Annotated in this window: 20 protein-coding genes; all 20 read left to right on the top strand. The window is 29.4% G+C overall.

Features of this window, described 5'->3' with window-relative positions; translation table 11 throughout:
• Window positions 1–12: 12 nt before the first annotated feature.
• The 20 genes from ACWA1B_RS18670 to ACWA1B_RS18575 all read left to right on the top strand — a co-directional run bounded on the left by ACWA1B_RS18670 (window position 13) and on the right by ACWA1B_RS18575 (window position 22,759).
• Window positions 13–1,404 carry a UDP-glucose 6-dehydrogenase gene (locus ACWA1B_RS18670; RefSeq protein WP_456909529.1) on the top strand — a complete coding sequence of 464 codons (1,392 nt, stop codon included), beginning with the start codon at window positions 13–15 and terminating at the stop codon, window positions 1,402–1,404.
• An 83-nt stretch (window positions 1,405–1,487) separates the two neighbouring features.
• On the top strand, window positions 1,488–1,952 hold the full coding sequence (locus ACWA1B_RS18665) for a UpxY family transcription antiterminator (RefSeq protein WP_456909527.1): 465 nt from the start codon (window positions 1,488–1,490) through the stop codon (window positions 1,950–1,952).
• Window positions 1,953–2,239: 287 nt separating this feature from the next.
• Window positions 2,240–3,523: a nucleotide sugar dehydrogenase gene (locus ACWA1B_RS18660; protein ID WP_456909525.1), complete on the top strand. Its 1,284-nt coding sequence runs from the start codon at window positions 2,240–2,242 to the stop codon at window positions 3,521–3,523.
• Between the two features lie 32 nt (window positions 3,524–3,555).
• Window positions 3,556–4,563, top strand: coding sequence for a mannose-1-phosphate guanylyltransferase (locus ACWA1B_RS18655; RefSeq protein WP_456909523.1), 1,008 nt, complete (start codon window positions 3,556–3,558; stop codon window positions 4,561–4,563).
• 5 nt (window positions 4,564–4,568) lie between these two features.
• On the top strand, window positions 4,569–5,615 hold the full coding sequence (gene rfbB / locus ACWA1B_RS18650) for a dTDP-glucose 4,6-dehydratase (protein WP_456909521.1): 1,047 nt from the start codon (window positions 4,569–4,571) through the stop codon (window positions 5,613–5,615).
• A 42-nt stretch (window positions 5,616–5,657) separates the two neighbouring features.
• On the top strand, window positions 5,658–8,102 hold the full coding sequence (locus ACWA1B_RS18645) for an SLBB domain-containing protein (protein WP_456909519.1): 2,445 nt from the start codon (window positions 5,658–5,660) through the stop codon (window positions 8,100–8,102).
• 7 nt (window positions 8,103–8,109) lie between these two features.
• A complete protein-coding gene (locus ACWA1B_RS18640; RefSeq protein ID WP_456909517.1) occupies window positions 8,110–9,180 on the top strand; it encodes a Wzz/FepE/Etk N-terminal domain-containing protein in 1,071 nt (356 codons plus the stop codon).
• Window positions 9,181–9,284: 104 nt separating this feature from the next.
• Window positions 9,285–10,433 carry an acyltransferase family protein gene (locus ACWA1B_RS18635; RefSeq protein ID WP_456909515.1) on the top strand — a complete coding sequence of 383 codons (1,149 nt, stop codon included), beginning with the start codon at window positions 9,285–9,287 and terminating at the stop codon, window positions 10,431–10,433.
• A gap of 55 nt (window positions 10,434–10,488) precedes the next feature.
• Window positions 10,489–12,006 carry a lipid II flippase MurJ gene (locus ACWA1B_RS18630; RefSeq protein ID WP_456909513.1) on the top strand — a complete coding sequence of 506 codons (1,518 nt, stop codon included), beginning with the start codon at window positions 10,489–10,491 and terminating at the stop codon, window positions 12,004–12,006.
• Window positions 11,991–13,100: a glycosyltransferase family 4 protein gene (locus tag ACWA1B_RS18625; RefSeq protein WP_456909511.1), complete on the top strand. Its 1,110-nt coding sequence runs from the start codon at window positions 11,991–11,993 to the stop codon at window positions 13,098–13,100. The genes ACWA1B_RS18630 and ACWA1B_RS18625 overlap by 16 nt, the downstream gene beginning before the upstream one ends.
• A gap of 39 nt (window positions 13,101–13,139) precedes the next feature.
• A complete protein-coding gene (locus ACWA1B_RS18620) occupies window positions 13,140–14,075 on the top strand; it encodes a glycosyltransferase family 2 protein (RefSeq protein WP_456909509.1) in 936 nt (311 codons plus the stop codon).
• Between the two features lies 1 nt (window position 14,076).
• Window positions 14,077–15,216, top strand: a complete 1,140-nt coding sequence (locus tag ACWA1B_RS18615) for a hypothetical protein (RefSeq protein ID WP_456909507.1) — start codon at window positions 14,077–14,079, stop codon at window positions 15,214–15,216.
• Entirely contained in the window at window positions 15,213–16,298 is a 1,086-nt protein-coding gene (locus tag ACWA1B_RS18610; RefSeq protein WP_456909505.1) for an EpsG family protein, read from the top strand. The genes ACWA1B_RS18615 and ACWA1B_RS18610 overlap by 4 nt, the downstream gene beginning before the upstream one ends.
• A gap of 45 nt (window positions 16,299–16,343) precedes the next feature.
• Window positions 16,344–17,009 (top strand): acyltransferase, encoded by a 666-nt coding sequence (locus tag ACWA1B_RS18605; RefSeq protein ID WP_456909503.1) that lies wholly within the window; start codon window positions 16,344–16,346, stop codon window positions 17,007–17,009.
• Between the two features lie 72 nt (window positions 17,010–17,081).
• Window positions 17,082–18,173 (top strand): glycosyltransferase family 4 protein, encoded by a 1,092-nt coding sequence (locus tag ACWA1B_RS18600; RefSeq protein ID WP_456909501.1) that lies wholly within the window; start codon window positions 17,082–17,084, stop codon window positions 18,171–18,173.
• A gap of 12 nt (window positions 18,174–18,185) precedes the next feature.
• Window positions 18,186–19,352 carry a glycosyltransferase gene (locus ACWA1B_RS18595; protein ID WP_456909499.1) on the top strand — a complete coding sequence of 389 codons (1,167 nt, stop codon included), beginning with the start codon at window positions 18,186–18,188 and terminating at the stop codon, window positions 19,350–19,352.
• Entirely contained in the window at window positions 19,345–20,247 is a 903-nt protein-coding gene (locus ACWA1B_RS18590) for an NAD-dependent epimerase/dehydratase family protein (RefSeq protein WP_456909497.1), read from the top strand. Before ACWA1B_RS18595 ends, ACWA1B_RS18590 begins: the two co-directional genes overlap by 8 nt.
• A 29-nt stretch (window positions 20,248–20,276) precedes the next feature.
• Entirely contained in the window at window positions 20,277–21,218 is a 942-nt protein-coding gene (locus ACWA1B_RS18585) for an MraY family glycosyltransferase (RefSeq protein WP_456909495.1), read from the top strand.
• Window positions 21,208–21,639, top strand: a complete 432-nt coding sequence (locus ACWA1B_RS18580; RefSeq protein WP_456909493.1) for a cupin domain-containing protein — start codon at window positions 21,208–21,210, stop codon at window positions 21,637–21,639. The genes ACWA1B_RS18585 and ACWA1B_RS18580 overlap by 11 nt, the downstream gene beginning before the upstream one ends.
• The gene (locus tag ACWA1B_RS18575) at window positions 21,629–22,759 is read left to right on the top strand and encodes a DegT/DnrJ/EryC1/StrS family aminotransferase (protein WP_456909491.1); all 1,131 of its coding nucleotides are present in this window, start codon (window positions 21,629–21,631) and stop codon (window positions 22,757–22,759) included. The genes ACWA1B_RS18580 and ACWA1B_RS18575 overlap by 11 nt, the downstream gene beginning before the upstream one ends.
• Window positions 22,760–22,761 lie beyond the last annotated feature (2 nt).

Here is a 22,761-nt window from a genome sequence, read left to right as displayed (position 1 = left end):
ATAGTATAATAAATGAAAGTTACAAAAATTTGTTGCATAGGTGCAGGTTATGTTGGAGGTCCAACTATGGCAGTGATTGCTCAAAAATGTCCAAATATTCAAGTGACGGTTGTCGATTTGAACGAACAAAGAATCAAAGAATGGAATGATCCAGATACTAATAATATTCCAATTTATGAGCCAGGCTTGTCTGAAATTGTAGCCGAAGCTAGAGGAAGAAACCTTTTCTTTTCGACAGATGTTGAAAAAGCAATTGATGAAGCTCAGGTGATTTTTATATCAGTTAATACGCCAACAAAAACCTATGGAAAAGGAAAGGGGATGGCAGCTGATCTAAAATATATTGAATTGTGCGCCAGACAAATTGCAAAAGTAGCAAAGGAAAACAAGATAGTTGTCGAAAAATCTACTTTGCCTGTAAGAACAGCTGAAGCTATAAAAAGTATCTTAGATAATACAGGAAATGGTGTGCAGTTTCAGATTTTGTCTAATCCAGAGTTTTTGGCAGAAGGAACTGCCGTAACAGATTTGTTAAATCCAGACAGAATTTTAATAGGTGGAGATACGACTCCTGAAGGTGAATTGGCAATAAATGCTTTAGTTGATGTTTATGCTAACTGGGTCGATAAAAATAAAATTTTAACAACAAATGTTTGGTCTTCAGAATTGTCGAAACTTACGGCAAATGCATTTTTAGCACAAAGAATTTCTTCAATAAATGCGATGTCTGAATTATGTGAAAAAACTGGAGCTGATGTAAGTGAAGTTGCAAAAGCGATTGGAATGGATAGTCGAATTGGGCCAAAGTTTTTAAAAGCTTCCGTCGGATTTGGAGGTTCTTGTTTTCAAAAAGACATATTAAATTTGGTTTATATTGCGAAATCATATGGATTAAATGAAGTAGCTGATTATTGGGAACAGGTAATCATAATGAATGATCATCAGAAAAGAAGATTTTCTAATAAAATAGTTCAGACTTTATACAACACTGTTGCTGATAAGAAAATAACATTTTTGGGTTGGGCCTTCAAAAAAGATACAAATGATACTCGTGAATCAGCTGCAATTTACGTTGCTGACGATTTGATTAATGAGCAAGCATGTATCTCGGTATACGATCCTAAAGTATCAGAAAGCAAGATGTTAAATGATTTGGATTATTTACAAACAAGATCAAGTGAAGAAAATAATAAGGCTTTAGTGGTATTTGAAGATCCTTATGAGGCTTGTAAAGGTGCACATGCGATTTCAATCCTAACAGAATGGGATGAATTTGTTGGGTATGATTGGCAAAAAATATATGATTCTATGCATAAGCCTGCTTTTTTGTTTGATGGAAGAAACATATTGAATGCAAAAGAACTTGAATCAATTGGATTTATTTATAGAGGAATAGGTTCTTAATTACAATTGATATTGAAGTGAAATTTAGTATTAAGTTAATAATGGAGATGGTGTTAGATATTTTATTTCAATAAATTAGTGTTATGAATTGGTATGTCATTTATACAAAGCCTAAATGGGAGAAAAAAGTAGCAGAGAAACTTACGCAAATTGGTGTTGAATGCTATTGTCCCTTGATTACGCAGGTAAAACAATGGTCTGACAGGAAGAAAAAAGTTGAAGTTCCTCTTTTTAATTCCTATGTATTTGTACAGCTTTCTGAAATTGATAGAAATTCCGTTTTTAATGTTCCAGGAGTTGTAAGATATTTGTTTTGGTTGGGGAAGCCGGCAATTGTTAGAGATGAGGAGATTAATATAATTAAATCAAGTCTAAAAGCTACAAATGTCAGTGACATCTCGGTATCTTCAATTCAAGTAGGTGATAGAATAAAATTAGAATCGGGAGCCTTTACTAATCAAGATGCAATTGTCCAGGAAGTTTCAAAAACGCATTATATTTTAGTATTAGAGTCTTTGGGTTGTGTTCTCAAGATAAAATATAAATAATTTTAGTTAAAAAAAACAAAAACAGAAAATAAAAAAGTTCAGATTTGAGGTTTTATTTTCTGTTTTTTTTATAGTGTATTTTTTTACAGGCTGATAGATAACGAGTTGGCGTATTTAAAAATTTTCTTATTTTTTGTTTTGTTTGTATTATGGGAAACCGTATTGAATAAATTGATTGAATGTGCTATATTTGCCGAGATTATACTTTTTTTAGTAAACCAAGCATATTAATGGGACTTGGAACGGCGAAGCCATGTGTTGTTATGAATAAAGCTAATATTTTTTAAATGAACGAAGACATAAAAATAGCTGTTATAGGTTTGGGTTATGTTGGTCTCCCTTTGGCAAGATTGTTTGCTACAAAATATCCAGTTGTAGGCTTTGATATTAATGAAACGAGAGTTTCAAGTTTAAAATCTGGGATAGACTCCACTTTAGAGGTTGATCAGAATGATTTGCAAAAAGTATTAGTTGACAAACCAACTTCAGAAATAGGATTGTTTTGTACAAGTACTCTTGAAAATATCGCAGATTGCACTTATTTTATTATTACTGTCCCAACTCCAGTTGATAGAAATAACCGTCCTGATTTAACTCCGTTATACAAATCAAGTGAATCTGTTGGAAAGGTTTTAAAAAAAGGCGATATCGTTATTTATGAATCTACCGTTTACCCAGGTGTAACAGAAGAACAATGTGTACCTGTTTTAGAAAAAATTTCGGGACTCAAATTTAATATAGATTTTTATGCAGGATATTCTCCCGAAAGAATTAATCCAGGAGATAAAGAACATACAGTAGAGAAAATTTTAAAAGTTACCTCTGGCTCAACACCAGAAATTGGATTAAAAGTCGATGCTTTGTATAAATCTGTTATTACTGCTGGAACACATTTAGCACCAACAATAAAAGTTGCTGAAGCAGCTAAAGTTATTGAAAATTCACAGAGAGACATAAATATCGCTTTTGTGAATGAGCTTGCTAAGATATTTAATTTAATGAATATTGATACTCAGGAAGTATTAGCGGCGGCCGCTACAAAATGGAATTTCTTGCCTTTTAAACCTGGTTTGGTTGGAGGGCATTGCATTGGTGTTGATCCTTATTATTTAGCGCAAAGAGCTCAAGAATTTGGATATCATCCTGAAATAATTTTGGCTGGAAGACGTTTAAATGATAGCATGGGCGAATATATTGCATCGCAGGTAGTTAAATTAATGATCAAAAAAGGCATTTCTGTTAATGGAGCCAGTCTCTTAATGTTGGGAATAACTTTTAAAGAAAATTGTCCAGATGTCAGGAATACTAAAATTGTTGATGTTGTGAAAGCACTAACAGAATATGGTATTTCAGTAACAATATTTGATCCGTTGGCTAATGCAAATGATGTAAAAAAAGAATATAATTTAATAACGATTGACACTATTCCAAATGATACATTTGATGCAATTGTTCTAGGGGTTTCTCATAAAGAATTTTTACAATTGAATTTTTCAGAATTACAAAAAGAGAATAGTTTATTATACGATGTAAAAGGAGTTTTAGGTGCTATAGCTGATAATAGACTATAGTGGCTGAGATTCTTTTTTTATTTAGAAAAAGAATGAGTGCAAAAAAAACAATAACGCATGTAATTTTAACGGGAGGAGTAGGCAGCAGATTATGGCCACTTTCACGTAAAAGCCAGCCAAAACAATATTTAGAGATATTTGAAGGCAAATCTTTGTTTGAAATGACAGTTGACCGTAACAGCCATTTAGCTGACAAAGTAATGGTTGTTGGCAATGTCGATAATCATCATTTGAGCGGAAAAGTAATGGAGAAAACTTTGACTTCATATATCAATATTGTTGAAGCAACACCTCGAAATACTGCAGCCGCAATTGCATTTGCTGCATTTGCTTCTGACCCTGAAGATATATTGATAGTTACGCCTTCAGACCATATCATAGATTTGATGGATAATTATAATGGGGCTATTGAGGAAGCAGTTTCAAAAGCTAATGATGGGTTTATAGTTACGTTTGGGGTTATTCCAACCAAACCAGAAACTGGATATGGTTATATAGAATCGAAAGGAGACAAAGTAATCTCATTTCGCGAAAAACCAAACGAAACCACAGCAAAAGAATTTATTGCTAGAGGAAATTTTTTATGGAACAGTGGAATGTTTTGTTTTAAAGCGGGAGTTCTTTTGGATGAATTGAAGCAATTTCAACCCGATGTTTATGAAAAATCTAAAGCAGTTTGGGAAGCAAGTAAAGAAGGATTTTTAGATTTGGATTTATCTTTAGAAATCCCATCGATTAGTATAGATTATGCTGTAATGGAACGCAGTAAAAAAATTAAAGTTGTACCAGCTTCATTTTCTTGGTCAGATTTAGGGTCATTTGAATCAGTTTATGATTATTTAGTTTCTAAAGGGCATCCAACGGATCAAAATGGAAATATGGTTATTGGTTCTGATAAGCATACAACTTTCCTTGGATTAAAAAATACAATATTTGTTCACACAGATTCTGCTAATTTAATTTTGCAAAAAGAAAATTCGCAAGATGTAAAAGATATTTATAGCGAGCTAGAAAAGCAAAATTCTGAATTATTAAATTAATTAAAATGAAAAAAATTCTTATCACTGGTGGTGCTGGTTTTATTGGGTCACATGTTGTTAGACGTTTTGTAAATAAATATCCTGAATATCAAATTTTTAATTTAGATGCATTGACTTATGCTGGAAATTTAGAAAATATTAAAGATATTGAAAACCAACCGAATTATACTTTTGTAAAAGGCGATATAGTTGATGAAAATTTTATAAATGAACTTTTTTCTTCAAATAATTTTGATGGAGTTTTGCATTTAGCTGCAGAATCTCACGTAGACCGTTCTATTGAAGATCCATTAGCATTCGTTAAAACCAATGTTATTGGGACAATGAATTTGTTAAATGCAGCAAAAAATCAATGGAAAGATAATTTTGATGGAAAGAGATTTTATCATATTAGCACTGATGAAGTTTATGGTTCGTTAGGGGCGGAAGGCTTGTTTACAGAAACAACACCTTATGATCCCAATTCTCCTTATTCAGCCTCAAAAGCAAGTTCAGATCATTTTGTAAGAGCTTATGGCGAAACATATGGCTTACCTTACGTACTAACAAATTGTTCGAATAATTATGGCTCTTACCATTTTCCAGAAAAATTGATCCCTCTTTTTATAAATAACATTATTAATAATAAGCCATTGCCGGTATATGGGGATGGAAATTATACCCGTGATTGGCTTTTCGTTGAAGATCATGCTATCGCCATAGATTTAGTTTTTCATGAGGGTAAAAATCATGAAACCTATAATATTGGTGGATTTAATGAATGGAAAAATATTGATTTAGTTAAGTTGTTGTGCCAGATTATGGATGAAAAACTAGGTCGTGAAAATGGTACTTCTGAAGGACTTATTACTTATGTAAAGGATAGACCGGGACACGATTTGCGTTATGCAATAGATGCATCAAAAATTAATAGGGAATTAGGATGGAAACCATCCGTAACTTTTGAAGAAGGCTTAGAAAGAACTATTGATTGGTATTTAAATAATGAAGAATGGTTGAAAAATGTCACTTCAGGTGCTTATAAAGATTATTATAAAAAACAATATTCTTAAACTTTTTTAAACAGTAATTTTAAGTTTAAATTATAATTTAATATGAAAAAAATAACTTACGTTCTTACCCTAATATTTATTGTGACCATGTCTTTTAATATACATGCGCAAGATTTATTGAAATCTAAAGATTTAAGTACGGTACAAGTCGATTATTTAGCAGATGATGATTTGGCAAAAATTAGTGCTCAATTAAAAAGCAATAATACTACCCTTGATCAAGTTGAGCCGATGGCATTATCAAAAGGGATGAGTCAAACGGAGTTTAATAAATTGAGAATTAAACTTACTGAATACGAAAAGAGACAATCTAAAGATTCTGGTAAAAATTCTGAAAAAGAAAGTAAGGAAAAAAAGACAGATAAAGATTCTGAATTTGGCAGAAAACAGGAAAAAATTAAAAACGATAAAGTTAAGGATTCTGTCAATGCATTAATCTTTGGTTCTGAATTATTTGATAATCCTACATTAAATTTTGAGCCCGATTTAAAATTGGCAACCCCAATGAATTATGTTTTGGGACCTGGTGATGAATTACAAGTTAGTGTTTATGGAGTTCAAGAGTATAATGCAAGTATTCCTGTGAGTGTTGAAGGAAAAATAACTATAGATTATGTTGGACAAATTGCAGTATCAGGAATGTCAATTGAGGCTGCGACTCAAAAAATAAAAGGATCAATTGCTCGTGTTTATAGTACAGTAAGATCAGGACAATCACAGGTTAGTGTTAGTCTAAGTCGAATCCGTACTATTAAAGTTACAATAGTTGGAGGAAAGCAACCAGGAAATTATTCTATATCATCTTTAGCCACAGTTTATAATGCACTACATTTAGCTGGTGGACCTGGAAAAAATGGCAGTTATAGAAATATTGAATTAATTAGAAATAATAAGGTATATCGAAATATTGACATCTATAGATTTTTAGTTAAAGGAGATCAATCTGATAACGTTAGTTTAAAAGACAATGATGTAATTCGAATTCCAGCTTATAGCCAAAGAGTAGTTGTGGAAGGAGAAGTAAAACGTCCAGGAATTTTTGAAATGAAAAATGGAGAAAAATTCTCTGATTTATTAAATTTTGCTTCTGGTTTCAACGAGTTTGCTTATACAGCGTCTGTAAATGTTTTGCAAAAAACAGGAAAAGAATTTAAAGTTCACGATATTAATGAAAGTGAATATAATACTTATACACCTCAATCAGGAGATGTTTTTAGAGTAACTAAAATTTTAAATCGTTTTGAAAACCGTATTAAAATTGAAGGTGCTGTCTTTAGACCAGATTATTATTCTTATAATGAAGGAATGCGAATTTCAGATCTTATTACGAGAGCTGAAGGACTTAAAGAAGATGCTTATACAAAAAGAGCACGAATCATTCGTTTAAAAACAGATTTAACTACTGAAATTGTAAATGTTGATTTGGCTAGTGCTTTGTCAGGCGACCTAAATGCTGATATCGAATTAAAAAGAGAAGACATGATTACTGTTTATTCAATTTTGGATTTTAGAGAAGAATATAAGGTGACAATTGATGGAGAAGTTAAAAATCCAGGTGAGTATGAGTATTTTGAAAATTTGACTTTAAATGATTTAGTTGTTCAAGTTGGAGGGCTTACCGGTTCAGCTTCAAAAAGAGTTGAAATTGCCAGAATGGTAAAGTCTGATATAATAGATGATGCAGACCCAAAACGTGTTGAATTAATTGAGCTAGAAATTACCGCAGATAACAACGAACAGGTGAAAAATTTTATTCTAAAACCTTTTGATGTAATCAATATTCGTAAAATGGCTGTCTATGAAAAGCCCCAAATGGTTACTGTTTCTGGAGCAGTAGGATATCCGGGGAAATACGTTTTAGCTAATAAAAAAGAAACTGTGTATAATGTGGTTATGAGAGCTGGTGGATTAACATCTATCGCTAACCTTGATGGAATGAAAATTAAGAGACCAATTAAAGAAGAACAGATCGAAAAAATTGAAAGTATTGATTTGAATTTGTCTAAAAACGATACGCTAAAAGAAAAATTAACAAAAAAACTAAAAGAAGATTTAAAATACGCGACAATTCCTGTTAACTGGGAAAAAATCGTTAAGGATAAAAACCACTATTCAAATGTAACGTTATTTCCTGGTGATGAAATTGAAGTAGCTGTTTATAATGAAGGAGTTAAAGTTACAGGTAATGTATTGTTGACTTCTGAAATTCCATACCGAAGCGGGAAAGGATTTAAATATTATATAAATGCAGTTGGCGGAGCAGATAGTAAAGGATGGAAGAAAAAAGCTTATATCATTTATCCTAATGGAAAAGCTGCTGTAACACAATCATTTTTATTTTTTAGATCTTATCCAACAGTTGAGCCAGATTCTCAAATTGTAGTTCCTGAAAAACCAGAGACTAAGAGGATGAGTACAGGAGAATGGGTAAGTATTGGTAGTGTGCTAACTAGTTTAGCATTATTAATTGTCACTGCTTTTAAATAAAATTTTAATGGATAAAAAGACTATTGAAAACGACGAAATTTCGTTAAAAGATTTAATTATAAAAGCCAAAGAGTGGATTGTTTATTTACTTTCACAATGGAAGATCATTTTATTAGTAGGGATCATAGGATCTGTATTGGGGCTGACATATTCATTGGTTAAAAAGCCTATATATACAGCATCATTATCATTTGCATTAGAGGATGAGAAATCAGGAGGAGGTTTAAGTGGCGCATTAGGCTTGGCCAGCTCTTTTGGTTTAGATGTCGGGGGAAGCGGAGGAGGAATATTTACTGGTTCTAACTTAGCTGAGTTATTTAAATCAAGGGCAATGGTAGAAAAGACATTGTTGTCTCCCATAAAGTTAAACGGAAAAAAAATCTCTATCGCAGAAATGTATATTCAGAATAATAATTGGCGTAAAGGGTGGAATGATAAAGCTTCTTTAAGTAATATTCAATTTTTGCCAAATGCCGACCGTAAAAACTTTACAAGAGTTCAGGATAGTATTCTAGGGGTAATGTACGATGCTTTGTCTAAGTCAAGTTTATCTGTTTCCCAAAAGGATAAAAAAGTTTCGATTATAACTATGGATGTTCGTTCTACCAATGAATTATTTGCGAAATTTTTTTGCGAAGCTCTGGCAAAACAAGTTGGAGAGTTTTATGTCGAAACAAAAAGTAAAAAAGCCAGAATGAATATGTCAATTTTGGAACATCAAGTTGATTCCATTCGGGGTGAACTTAATGCTGCTATTACTGGTGTTGCCATTGCAAATGATAACACATTTAATTTAAACCCAGCACTTAATGTTCGTAGAGCTCCATCAGCAAGAAGACAGGTCGATGTTCAGGCAAATACTGCAATTTTAACGGAATTAGTTAAGCAAGCTGAATTAGCTAAAGTTACTTTACGTAAAGAAACACCATTGATTCAAGTTATTGATCGACCAATTTTGCCATTAGCAAAAGAATCTTTTACTAAGACTAAAGGAATGATATTAGGGGCAATTTTATTTACATGTGTTGCTACATTGTTTTTAGTATTTAAAAGATTGATAACATTATTAGCAAAATAACTCCCTTAATAATGTTCTTTATTATTTTTGATATGGAAAGATCTGGGATGATAAAATTTAGAGACCTTTATAATTAAATAAAAATTGTATTAAATAGATAGTTGTTGAATAATATTATAAATCCCTTAAATCCAATATTTGCAATTTGCGTGTTTTTGATAGCTTTTGCAACGGCATACCTAATTAATTTAAAGTACAAAGTAAGTTTTGCCTCGTCAAGATCAGAAAGTATAGATGGTCTAAGAGGTTTTTTGGCCTTAGGTGTGTTCGTGCATCATTCAAGTATATGGCATACATATATTCAGGAAGGTACCTGGTCTTCTCCAAAATCTAATTTCTACACACAGTTAGGATCTTCCGGTGTTGCCTTTTTTTTTATGATTACAAGTTTTTTATTTGTTTCAAAGCTTTTAAATATATATGGAAAAGATTATAACTGGAAATCTTTTTTTAAATCAAGATTTTATAGATTAGTTCCAATGTATTATTTTTCGGTATTTATAATTGCAGTTATTGTAATGATTATTTGTAATTGGGAATTGAAAGTTGGAATTTTTAAGTTTTTGGGACAGATTTTAATGTGGGCAACTTTTACTGTTTTTCGCAATACTAGTATTAATGGTTTTGATTTCACAAATAAAATTAATGCTGGTGTTGTATGGTCTTTACCATATGAATGGTTTTTTTATTTTTCGTTACCAATATTATCAATTTTTATTTTAAAAAAAAGGCCGTCATTTTTTGTGCTTCTTATTAGTCTACTTTTTATTGTAGCTTATTTTTTAACAAATGCATTACATATTGAACACTTTCTTTCTTTTTTGGGTGGTGCCATTGCTGCTTATGTTGTAAAATCAAAACCGTTAAAATTAGATTTAAGTAATAATTTATTTAGTTATGTAATTTTAGGCTGTTTTATTTTAGTGGGGCAGTTTAAAGATGCTGATAATTTGGTCTGTAAAGCAATAATTATAATTATTTTTATATTAATCGCGGCAGGTAATACAATATTTGGAATTTTGCGTAGCCCCATTTTAAAATTGTTAGGCGAAGTTTGTTATAGTACATATTTGATACATGGTATAATTCTTTTTGTAGTATTTTATTTTGTTTTTGGGTTTGAAAGACTTAAAATTTTTTCTCCTGTAGAATTTTGTCTAGTTGTTTTTTTGATAACTCCTTTTCTTGTTTTTTTTAGTTTTTTAGGATATAAGTTTATTGAAAAGCCTTTCATGGATTTGGCAAAAAAATAGATAAAAATTATTTCAATGTGTGAAAACTTGATTTTTAATAAGTAAATAATAAAGATTGAAAAAGAATACTAGCCTATTATTTTTGTTAAGGATAATAAAGTTGCTTATAGGTATTGTAAACTTATCGCTAACAGCAAAATATTTTGGAGTAAGTGTCGAAAAAGATGTTTGGTTATTAGCAATATCTGTTATACTTTTTTTAGATACCGCCTTATGGGGGCCAGTCAATGAAACATTTCGTTCAAAATTTATTTTTTTAAGAGGCGAAGTAGGAGAGGTTAAAGCATTGGACAGCACAAAGTCTCTTCTTTTTTTTACATTTATTATTTCTTTCTTTTTAATTTTAATTGTTTGCTGCTTTCCTAAATTTTTCGCGAACATTATTGCTCCAAATTTTTCAGTTGGCCAAAGTGAAAAATTAGCTAAAATGATTTTTGTGGCAGCGCCAATCTTGCTTATAACACAGCTTACAGCTCTTGGGACGAGTATACTAAATGCATATGACTCATTTTTTATTCCCGAAATTGCGGGATTTGCATCAGCAATTCTAAACTTATTTTTATTAATTGTTTTAGTACCACATATTGGAATTTATTCATTAGTTGTTTCTTATTATGTAGGAATTGTTATTCTTTTGGTTCTGTTAATTCTTCAAATAAATAAGTTGAAGATACCTATTTTTAAGGATTATAATAAAGTTCGATTTAATGACTTTAAGATTTTTTTTCTTTTTGCTTTGCCTTTTTTCTTTCCCTATTTTTGTGGTCAAATTTCTGCTATTATTGAGAAAACTTTGGTAGCTAGTATTGGAGAGGGAAATGTCTCAGCACTTGATTATTCGAGGAAATTTACAGATATATTAACAAGTGTTGTGACAAGTGTTTTAGTGACTATGTTGGTTCCTGTTTTATCTTCAAAATTTATAGAAAAAAATCCTAAAGAATTTGTTTTAAATTTTAAACAGATTTTTCAATTAGGTATTATTTTTTTGTCATTTGTCATCGCCTTGTTTTCATCATCATCCAGATCTATAATTAATATTTTTTTTGATAAAGGAAAAATTCCAGTTGATATGTTAAGTCAAATTTCTAACTTAACAATGTTTTATAGTTGGTCATCATTTTCCATTTTTATTTATCTAATTTTCGGAATGGCACTATTGTCATCTAATCAAAGTAAAATATATGCTTTTTGGGGAGTTATAGCTCAGATTTTTAGTGTTTTGTTAAATTTTACTTTAGTCAAATCAGTAGGGATATATATATTTCCAATTTCTCTTATGATTTCTCATTTAGCAGTTGGTTTAGTAATGTCTTTATATTTCCCATTTAAAGATAAAAGGATTATTTATATTCTTTTGAAATATATAATTTTAATAATTTTTTGTGCCATATTTGGTACTTCTATAAACTTATTTTTTGATTATAGAATTAACGATTTCATGACCGTTTTTATTAATGGCGTATTAATGATGTCGTTAATATTAATGCTTGTAATATTATTTAATTTAGAAGAAAAAAAACAGCTAGAATATCTATACATAAAATTTAAAAAACGATGCCAAGGTTTTTAACGCTATTTGTCAAATCAGAGAATGTACATTTAATTAAGGACGTCGGTATGATTCCTTATATCCTTCATAAAGATTTTGATTATGATTCAACTATAGCAAGTTATAAAAACGGCGAATATCCTTATATGAATACTGACGTAAAAGGGTTAAAGCAAGTTTTTATTTCTCAAATTTCTAAGTTTGAAATTCTCAATGTTTGTTTATTTATTTTAAAAAATTTCAGAAAATATGATGTTTTACAATGTTATCACATTTCGAAAGAAACTATAATTTATTTAATTTTATTTAAATTGTTAAAAACTATTACTTTTACTAAATCAGCTACGTATGTCAAACTAGACATTGATGAAAGAGAAGTGAGCAAAGGATTTAGTAAAAAAGTCAAGTTAGTTTTAAAGCATGTTAATATTCTGAGTGTAGAAACTAAAAAGATGACTCACTATATGAATAGAAACAACATATTAGGGAAAAAGGTAGCATATATTCCAAATGGGTTTTATCATAGTAAAGAGAGAGAAAATATCGATTTTAAGGACAAGGAAAATTTAATAATAACTGTTGGAAGAATTGGAAATTTTCAAAAGAATAATGAATTGTTATTAGAAGGATTTAAAGATTTTGCCACTCAAAACTTGGATTGGAAACTTGAATTAATTGGTCCTATAGAGGAGGGTTTTAATTCCTATATAGAAAATTATTTTAGTGAGAATCCAAATCTAATCTCTAGAGTTACATTTGTTGGAAATATTTCGGATAGAAATTTGCTTGAACAAAAGTATAAGAAGGCGAAAATTTTTGTACTTACTTCTCCATGGGAATCTTTTGGTATTGTTCTAGTGGAGGCAATTTCTAAAGGATGTTTTTTAATAACTACTAATTTTAGTTCAGCACATGATATTACCGACAATCAAAAATATGGTTTGCTATTTGAATCGGGAGACAGTAAAAAATTGACGGAATTAATGCTTAAGGTTGCTGATAATCCAGCTTTGATGGAAGAAAGTTGTAATAAAGTGCAAGATTTTGCATATAATAATTTTTCATTAAAAAAGATTTGTGCTGATATTAATCTTTTAGTCAAAAAGGCATTATGATTTTTGTAATAATCTCATTAGTGAATAAAATTTTTTAAGATGGATAAGAACAAAATAGCTGTAATAATTCCAGCATATAAATCGAATTATTTAGAGCAAACTTTGGAATCTTTTTTGAACCAGACTAATAAAAATTTTACAATTTATATTGGTAATGATAATAGTCCATATGATATTGAATCTATAGTTAATAAGTTTGAAGGTAAACTTGATATTGTTTATCATAAATTCGAGGATAATTTAGGCGCAATATCTTTAATAAAACAATGGGAGAGATGTGTCGATTTAAGCAGTGAAAAATGGATTTGGCTATTTTCAGACGATGATCTTGTTAGTAATGGTTGTGTTGAAAAATTCTATGAATTTCTTGATGATCAAAATGAATTTTATAAGTTTCAAACAGAAATAATTAATGAGAAGAATGAAAAAATATTTAAAAAGTTCGATAAAAAAAATGCTTATAAAGAATTTTTAGATAGTAAAGAATTTATCTCAAATAGAATCAAATGTAATGGGTTTAGAAGTTTTGCTGTTGAATATATCTTTTCAAGAGAGTTGTATACAAGAAATAAATTTATTGAGTTTCCTTTAGCTTGGGCATCCGATGATGCCAGCTGGTTAACTTATTCGATAGATGCAAAAAAAATTAAATGCATACCAGCAATTGTGAGCTGGAGATCAAGTGGAAGTAATATTTCAATGTCGAGAGTTAACGATACTGTAAATCATAATAAGATTCAAGCAAGCATTAAATATTGTTACTGGCTTAAAAATACCTTAGCTAAAAATAAAATCATAATTCAAGATAAAGATATTCTGCATTGGCTGTCTGTCCAGATTGCTTCAATATCATATAAAATAAATTTCAGTGATTTTAAGGCTATTATAGATAATATACTTTTAGATGTGTCGGAATTAATAATTATTAAGAATTATCTAATGATTAAATTGTATCATATAAGAAATAATTTTTAAAATGGGGGATAAAGTTGACAATATAATTATTATTGAACCGAACATGAATTCTATACCCCATTCGGAAATTAATGCAGGGTTTCTTGTTTTAATAGAGAGTGTTTTTGAAAGTAATAACTATACTTTTATTGCCGATAAAAGACATTCGAATGCGATTCAAGAACTAACAAACTTGGATAAATGGAATATTGTAGATTCAAAAGTTTTTAATTATACTCCATTTTTTTTTTTAATAAATGAATTAATTTTAATTTATAAAATTATACGGTTATATCTCAAATCTTCAAAACGAGATAAATTTTTTTTTCTGGGAATAATGCCAATTGCTCATATCTTTCTTTCTTTTCTAAATGAATTTTTTCAAAGAGAGATTTTTATCTGTTTGCATGGGCAAATGGAAGCTTTTATCGATGGAACAAAGATTGGAAAAACTAAATATTACTATAGATTATCCAAGTTTGTATTTAAAAGAAAAGATGCTATTGACTATATAATATTTGGGGAATCAATAAAAGCTAATTTATTATTTCTTTTCAACAAAAAGAAGAGATTAATTAGTATAGATCAACCTTATCTGTATAATGAAAACCAACGTCTTTTATCAAGAGAAAAACCACCATATGTATTAGGTTTTGTAGGGAGATTTGATAAGACTAAGAATGTAAAAGATTTTTTTGTATTCATTGAGAGTTTAAAGGAGGAATTGTTAACTAATAAAATACAGATAAAAATTGTTGGAAAAGTAAATTTTGATATTAAAACGGAATATTTAAATTTATTTTCATTTTATAGTGAAATTCTGTCAAAAGTTGAATTTGAAAATGAGATAAAAAAGTTAGATTTTGTGATTTCTTTTATAAATGATGATTATTATAAGGCTACTCCCAGTGGTGCTTTTTTTGATTGTATGAAATGGGAAATACCTATTCTTACATTAGAAAATGATTTTGTAAATTATTACTTTGATCATTATGGACGAATTGGTGAGAAATTTTCAAATTCTGTTGAAATGTCAAATTTTGTAAAATCAAATCTTATAGATAAGACTTTTGATTTTGGATACTATATAAGTGCTATTAATGAAATGAAGGAAAGTATTTCGGTCAATAATCTGAAATATAAATTTATAGATCAATTATGATTCCTTATTTTTTTATTTTATTTGCTTGTATTTTTTTTACTTTAATTGATATAGTTTCAAGAAATAAGACTGTTAAAGGTATTTCGCTAATAATCTTTTGTTTTGTTTTTTTAATGTTTGCTGGTTTGCGTTGGGAAACAGGAACTGACTGGGAAAATTATTATTCAAATTTTGAAAATATGGATAATTTTAATTTTGGTGAGTCGGGGTTTGAAATTCTATTTGAATGTTTGGTAAGGTTTTCAAAATTAATTCTTGATAGTTATACAGTAGTTCTTTTCGTAACAGGTTTTGTTATTATCTTGTTTACTTCTTTGACTTTAAAGCGTTATTCGCCATATCCTGTATTCTCATATTTACTTCTTTTAGGATATAGCATTAACTCTAGTGGATTTGGTTACAGACAAGATTTATCCATTGCATTGATATTTTTTTCACTTTATTTTATAGTAAAAAGATCTCTATATTTATTTCTCTTAACGGTATATGTTGCAATGTTGTTTCATCAGTCGGCAATAATATTTATTCCTGCATATTGGATTTACAATATAAAATGGAATAAAAAATTATTAATGTATACAATCATCTCAGTAACAGTATTATATTTTGGATTATCAAAAATTAATGAAATCGCATCTATTTTTAGTGCTTCAGCGGCTTATAAAGTATTAACTTATACGGATATGTCTCCTGAAGAGGCAACTATGAATATGGGAGATCCAATTTTCTTATTAATAAGAGGATTAGTAAATAGATTTATACTTGTTATAGTACCGATTTATGTAATCGTGAGTAATAAAGATTATGACTCGTTACTATTTAAAACACTAAATCTCATGCTTTTTGGAATTGTTTTGTTTATTATATTCAGCCCTTTAGGAATTGTTTTTTTAAGATTCACAAGATATTATGATATCTTTCAAATTCTTGTAATACCAATGAGCTTATACTTAGCTAAACCAAATGCAAGATTTTTTCTTTTTTTCTTTTTTGTAATATTTTCAGCCTTTAAATATATTGTTGTTTTAAATGACCCTGCTTCTTATTTAATTTATGTTCCATACAAATCTGTTTTTGAATAATTAGTAAGTGGTTTCTTGATGTGTTAAAATCTAATTAATACTTATATGATTTCTTTTTTGAAGCTTTTATATCGGTTAAACTACAATACTTTATTTTTTAATTTTAAGTATTTTAAATTTAATGATGCAATTAAGTTTCCAGTTTTTGTATCACGAAATGTCTATTTAAGCAAAACTTCTGGTGAAGTACTAGTAGAAGCTCCCTTAAAAACAGGTATGATTTATTTGGGATTTGGAGATGTCGGTATTTTTGACAAGAAGAATTCAAGAACAATTTGGCAAGTTTCAGGGAAAGTTATTTTTCAAGGAATTGCTAATATTGGACATGGTGCTAAGATAAATGTAGCAAATAAAGGGACTTTGATTTTAGGTGATAATTTTACTATAAGCGCTGAAAGCTCAATTGTAGTTTTTACAAAGATTAAATTTGGAAATAATTGCCTTTTGTCTTGGGATATATTAATTATGGATACGGATTTTCATAAGATTAAAGATGGTAATAACTCCATAATTAATGAACCTAAAGACGTAATAATTGGAGAGAATACTTGGATCGGATGTAGATGTCTTATCTTAAAAGGAGCCATAATTCCTCCTAATAGTATAATTGGAGCAAACACCACCGTAAGTAAAAAATTAGAATCTGAAAACTGTTTGTATGCTGGCAACCCAATAAATTGTATAAAGACAAATGTAAAATGGGAAGTATAAAGAACTTGAAACTTTATGATATAAAAATATAAAATTCATTAGAATTATAAAATTACATCCAAATAAAAACGAATGAAAATATTAATAATTATTAATAATTTAATAACAGGTGGAGCAGAGAAATTAATTTTGGAAACATTACCATTGTTAAGAAAGAAAGGAATTGATATAGACTTACTTTTATTGAGTAATAAAAAATATCCTTATCTTGAGCAATTGGAAAAACAAAATTGTTGTACAATATATTCATTTGGAAATAGATCTATTTATTCTCCTTTAAATGTTTTCAAAATTATTCCCTACTTAAAGAAATATGATTTAATTCATGTGCATTTATTTCCTGCATTATATTGGACAGCATTAGCAAAGTTTATTTCTTTTTCCAATGTAAAATTAGTTTTTACAGAACATAGTACATCAAACAAACGTTTAAAAAATAAATTTTTTAAACCAATAGATTGTTTTATATATTCATTTTACACAACTATAATTTGTATAACAGAAGAAGTGAAAAATGTTTTTATGTCTCATACAAATCTAAAAGAATCTAGATTTGAAGTAATCACTAATGGCATAAATCTAAAAAAAATTAATGAAGCGATTCCTTTACCAAGAAATTTGATTAATAAAAATATACAGGAAACAGATAAATTAATAATACAAATTGCAGGGTTTAGAATTGAAAAAGATCAAAAAACAGTAATTAGATCACTTAGATACTTAAATTCTGATGTTAAATTGATTCTTGTTGGCGACGGAAATTTGCAAAGGAATTGCGAAGAGTTAGTGAACGAACTAAATTTACAAGATAGAGTTTTTTTTCTAGGAGTTCGTAACGATGTTCCAAATCTATTGAAGACATGTGATATCTCAATAATAAGTTCGCATTGGGAAGGGTTTGGACTTGCAGCTGTTGAAGGGATGGCTTCAAGAAAACCTCTAGTTGCCTCGAATGTTTTAGGGCTTGCAAATGTTGTAGGAAATGGTGGCGTTTTGTTTGAGAAAGGCAATGAAATAGATTTGGCGAATAAAATACAAAAACTTTTTAGTAATGCAGAGTATTTTAAGAAAAAATCAGATGATGGTTATGAGAGAGCAAAGCATTTTGATATTAATTTGATGATAGATAGACAAATCAATTTGTATAACAAATTAACCAAATAAATTAATTATAGAATGAAAATTTTGATTGTTATCACTGATTATGGTAGTTTTAATAATTTTTTATCAGAAATCAGTGTGGCTTTGAGTTTGGATAATGAAATTCATGTTGTTTGCTCACCTTCGAATGTAATTCATATCATTGATAAATTTGATTACAAGAAATATAATTTAACCTTTCACTTTATTGACATTCCAAGATCTACTTCTATAGTGAAATTAGTAAAAGCTGGTTTTAAAATTACTAACCTAATTACTAAGCTGAAAATTAACTTGGTTTATGCGCATTTTACAACTGGAATTTTTCCGGTAATATTATTTAAACGTAAGAGTATAGAATACTGGGGAACCTTCCATGGATTGGGAATGAATGCAAGTTCAGGATTAAGAAAAATCATGTTTACTATTGTAGAAATGTTTTGTTTTATGAGGTTAGACAAGGTGTTTCTTATAAATAAAAAAGATTTTGATTTGGTTTCTAGCATCTTCAAAAAGAAAACTTACAAGTACAACTCATGCGGAGTAGGATGTGATATCACTAAATTTGATAGAAACAACTTTCAATTTGTTGATACAGAAAATATAATAAAGGAATTGGGAATAGAAAACAAGTTTGTAATTACTTTTACAGGTAGGTTTGTAGAATTCAAAGGTTTTGATTTAGTATATCATAGCTTTGTAAATTTATGTAAAAAATATCCGGAGACCTTTGTTTTATTGTTACTTGGAGGAAAAGATCCTATACATCCAACAGGTCTAACCGAAGATGAAGAGATTGTTTTAAAAAACAATAAAGAAATTGTGAATATCGGTTACACTTCAGAGGTTGAAAAATATTTGAACGTTACAGATGTTTTTTTATTCCCAAGTAAAAAAGAAGGATTGCCAGTGTGTATAGTAGAAGCTTTGTCTATGGGCGTGCCAGTTATTACGTTAGATGAAAGAGGGAATTCTGATGTAGTGAAAGATAATTTTAATGGATATTTAATCAAATCAGTTTCGAAGGAAAATGATATTGATGAAATTGTTGAAAAGATTGAATATTTGTATAAAAATGAAAGTGCTATTAAAATTTTATCTTCAAATTGCTTGCTAAATAGGAAAATTTATTCTCGATCGTTTTTTGTTCAAGAACAATTAAATCTTATAAATGATTTAAAAAGAAAAACATTTAATGAATAGAGTAATAATAACAGGTAAGAAGGGATTCGTGGGAACAAATCTTTCAAACTACTTAAGGGATAATTTTTATGAGGTAGATTGTATTTCTCTGAGAAACTTAAACTTCAAAATTGATTCCGAAGGTGAAGCATTAATTCATCTTGCGGGAAAAGCTCATGATACTAAGAATGACTCTGATGCTTCTCAATATTTTAAAGTTAATACAGAATTGACTAAACACTTATTTGATGTTTTCTTAGAGGGCGAAATTAAAGACTTTATCTATTTCAGCAGTGTAAAAGCAGTCGCTGATAAAGTTCAAGAAGTTTTGTCTGAAGATGTAAATGGAAACCCGAAAACTCCTTATGGGCAGTCTAAATGGCAAGCTGAAAAATATATATTATCAAAAGAGATTCCAAACGGAAAAAGAGTTTTTATAATAAGACCTTGTATGATTCATGGCCCTGGAAATAAGGGAAATCTAAATTTACTTTTTAATTTAGTGAAAAAAGGAATTCCGTATCCTTTGGCATCTTTTTATAACGAAAGATCATTTTTAGGTATTGATAATCTTAATTTTTTAATTAGAGAAATTCTTGAGAAAAAAGAAATCCCTTCTGGCATTTACAATTTTTCTGATGATGAAGTTTTATCAACAAACGATTTGGTTGGTATAATATCATCAGTATTAAATAAAAAAAAGAGGCTAATTGCAGTTCCCAAAGTTCTAATTAGCACTATTGCCATGGTTGGGGATCTGATAAAACTACCATTGAATTCAGAAACAATTCAAAAACTTACTGAAAATTATCGCGTTTCGAATAAAAAAATTAAATCAGCTATTGGAATCGAAAAACTTCCAAATACAGCACAACAAGGACTAGAAAAAACTATAAAAAGCTTTATAAGTAATTAATGGAATATATAATCTTAGGAATCGTTTTAATGATTTTAATGTTGCTATACTTTAAAGTAGCTGATCGTTTTGATATTATAGACAAACCAAATCAAAGAAGCTCACATACAGAAATAACGCTACGTGGAGGTGGAGTTGTTTTCTGGTTTTCAGCCTTGCTTTATTTTACACAACATCTCCAGAGTAATTATTTTTTCTTTACGGGAATAACTTTGGTCAGCTTAGTCAGCTTTTGGGATGACATTCAGAGCTTGTCAAACAAAATTCGTATATCAATTCATTTTTTAGCCATTAGTTTGATATTTTATGATTTAGGAATTTTTAGTTTAATTCCCATTTGGCAAATTTTGCTGGTGTATATTTTAGCAATAGGAGTTATAAATGCATACAATTTCATGGACGGAATAAATGGAATTACTGGACTTTATAGTGTAGTGGTAATGGGGAGTTTACTGTATGTAAATACAAAAATCCAGCTTTTTACCGATGGTTTATTTATAAAATATGCTATAATTGCAAGCCTTGTTTTTTTGTTTTTTAATTATCGAAAAAAAGCAAAGTGCTTTGCAGGAGATGTTGGAAGTATTGCCATAGCTTTTTGGGTAATATATTTAGTTTTAAAATTAATTCTTAGCACAGAATCGATAATTTGGTTATTATTCTTAGCTGTTTATGGAGTAGATGCTGTATGCACGATAATGCATCGTTTGTATTTGAAACAAAATATATTTGAAGCACATCGATTGCATTTATATCAGGTGTTAAGTAATGAATATAAAATACAGCATAGATTAGTTTCGCTACTTTATGCTATAGTTCAAGCAGGGATTTCTTTTCTAGTTATATTTCTTTATCAAAAAGTTCAAGACGAGATTGTTTTCGGAATTGTAATTTTGCCTTTGATTTGTATTTATTCGTCAAAATTTTATTTATTGAACAAAGTTAATTTACGTTTAAAACATGAAGCCTAAAATAATTCAAGGAGGATCATTCTCAGATAGACGAGGCAGTATTTCTTATGTAAATGATTTCAGTTTTAAGGATATTGAAAGATTTTATGTTATAAGCAATTCTGTCGAAAATCCAATTCGTGCGTGGCAAGGACATAAATTAGATGCTAAAAATTTTTATTGTTTAGCAGGTTCTTTCAATATTCATTTCATAAAAATTGATAATTGGGAAAATCCATCAAAAGATTTAATCATTGAGACTGTTTTTGTTTCAGAAGCAGATAGTAAAATTGTCCATATTCCTGCAGGCTATGCAAATGCAGTAGAATCCTTGGAAGAAAATTCAAAATTAATGTCATTTTCGACTTTGCCCTTAACAAAAGTTGAGGAAGACGATGTTCGTTATCCTTCAGATTATTGGATTATTAAAAATGACAAGTAAAAGAATTTATTTATCACTATCTGAGGAGAGCGGTTTTGAGCAAGAATATATCCAGAAAGCTTTAAAATCAAATTGGATTACTTCGGGAGGACCAAATGTAAACGAGTTTGAGAATGAATTGCAGAATTATTTCGGTCAAGATAATTTTGTAGTAGCATTAAACTCTGGAACATCAGCAATACATTTGGCTTTGGTTTTATTGGGAGTTAAAGAAGGCGATGAGGTGATATGTCAAAGCATGACATTTTCTGCTTCAGCAAATCCTATTTTGTACCAAAATGCAACTCCTGTTTTTGTAGACAGTGAATCTGAGACATGGAATATTTGCCCAGAGCAATTAGAGGTTGCTATTAAGGACCGAATTAAAAAAGGTAAAAAACCTAAAGCCATTATTGCGGTTCACTTATATGGGATGCCTTATAAAGTTGATGAAGTGCATGCAATCGCTGATAAATATGAAATGCCAATTATTGAAGATAGTGCAGAAGCACTAGGAAGCAAGTACAAAGGGAAGAAATGTGGTACTTTTGGTTATTTTGGAGTTTTATCCTTTAATGGGAATAAAATTATTACAACTTCAAGCGGGGGGGCATTAATTACGAACTCGAATGAGAAAAAAGAGAAGGCAATATTTTATGCCACTCAATCAAAAGATGAAGCAGTTCATTATCAGCATAGTGAAATTGGTTATAATTACAGAATGAGTAATATTTGTGCAGGTATTGGTCTAGGGCAAATGAAAATACTGAAAGATAATATCGATTCAAGGAGAGAGAATCATTTATTTTATAAAGAACTTTTTGATAAAATTCAAAATGTAGAACTGTTTGATAATTTAAATAAAGACTATTTTTCAAATTATTGGTTAAATACGATATTATTGGAATCAGAAGAGCAAAGAGAAAATTTACGAATTGCCTTTGATAATGCTAATATCGAAAGTCGTCCTTTATGGAAACCGATGCATTTGCAGCCAATTTTTGAAAATTATCCCTATTATGGAGATAAAGTTGCCGAGAAATTATTTAAGAAAGGTTTATGCCTGCCATCAGGATCAAATTTAAAAAACGAAGATAAAAATAGAATTAAAGAAGCGGTAGAACTTTTTTTAATGAAGTAAAT

The sequence above is a fragment of the Flavobacterium xizangense genome (genome assembly GCF_054075145.1).
The sequence above is the reverse complement of the archived record's forward strand: the minus strand, read 5'-3'. Positions and strand labels throughout refer to the sequence as shown.

What these genes read in the sequence shown, in the direction of transcription:
- ACWA1B_RS18620 (WP_456909509.1), top strand. Translation starts at nt 13,140, where the DNA reads ATGGATAAGAACAAAATAGCTGTAATAATTCCAGCATATAAATCGAAT.
- ACWA1B_RS18640 (WP_456909517.1), top strand. Translation starts at nt 8,110, where the DNA reads ATGGATAAAAAGACTATTGAAAACGACGAAATTTCGTTAAAAGATTTA.
- rfbB (WP_456909521.1), top strand. Translation starts at nt 4,569, where the DNA reads ATGAAAAAAATTCTTATCACTGGTGGTGCTGGTTTTATTGGGTCACAT.
- ACWA1B_RS18585 (WP_456909495.1), top strand. Translation starts at nt 20,277, where the DNA reads ATGATTTTAATGTTGCTATACTTTAAAGTAGCTGATCGTTTTGATATT.
- ACWA1B_RS18605 (WP_456909503.1), top strand. Translation starts at nt 16,344, where the DNA reads ATGATTTCTTTTTTGAAGCTTTTATATCGGTTAAACTACAATACTTTA.
- ACWA1B_RS18660 (WP_456909525.1), top strand. Translation starts at nt 2,240, where the DNA reads ATGAACGAAGACATAAAAATAGCTGTTATAGGTTTGGGTTATGTTGGT.
- ACWA1B_RS18610 (WP_456909505.1), top strand. Translation starts at nt 15,213, where the DNA reads ATGATTCCTTATTTTTTTATTTTATTTGCTTGTATTTTTTTTACTTTA.
- ACWA1B_RS18670 (WP_456909529.1), top strand. Translation starts at nt 13, where the DNA reads ATGAAAGTTACAAAAATTTGTTGCATAGGTGCAGGTTATGTTGGAGGT.
- ACWA1B_RS18575 (WP_456909491.1), top strand. Translation starts at nt 21,629, where the DNA reads ATGACAAGTAAAAGAATTTATTTATCACTATCTGAGGAGAGCGGTTTT.
- ACWA1B_RS18600 (WP_456909501.1), top strand. Translation starts at nt 17,082, where the DNA reads ATGAAAATATTAATAATTATTAATAATTTAATAACAGGTGGAGCAGAG.
- ACWA1B_RS18590 (WP_456909497.1), top strand. Translation starts at nt 19,345, where the DNA reads ATGAATAGAGTAATAATAACAGGTAAGAAGGGATTCGTGGGAACAAAT.
- ACWA1B_RS18580 (WP_456909493.1), top strand. Translation starts at nt 21,208, where the DNA reads ATGAAGCCTAAAATAATTCAAGGAGGATCATTCTCAGATAGACGAGGC.
- ACWA1B_RS18615 (WP_456909507.1), top strand. Translation starts at nt 14,077, where the DNA reads ATGGGGGATAAAGTTGACAATATAATTATTATTGAACCGAACATGAAT.
- ACWA1B_RS18595 (WP_456909499.1), top strand. Translation starts at nt 18,186, where the DNA reads ATGAAAATTTTGATTGTTATCACTGATTATGGTAGTTTTAATAATTTT.
- ACWA1B_RS18645 (WP_456909519.1), top strand. Translation starts at nt 5,658, where the DNA reads ATGAAAAAAATAACTTACGTTCTTACCCTAATATTTATTGTGACCATG.
- ACWA1B_RS18625 (WP_456909511.1), top strand. Translation starts at nt 11,991, where the DNA reads ATGCCAAGGTTTTTAACGCTATTTGTCAAATCAGAGAATGTACATTTA.
- ACWA1B_RS18655 (WP_456909523.1), top strand. Translation starts at nt 3,556, where the DNA reads ATGAGTGCAAAAAAAACAATAACGCATGTAATTTTAACGGGAGGAGTA.
- ACWA1B_RS18665 (WP_456909527.1), top strand. Translation starts at nt 1,488, where the DNA reads ATGAATTGGTATGTCATTTATACAAAGCCTAAATGGGAGAAAAAAGTA.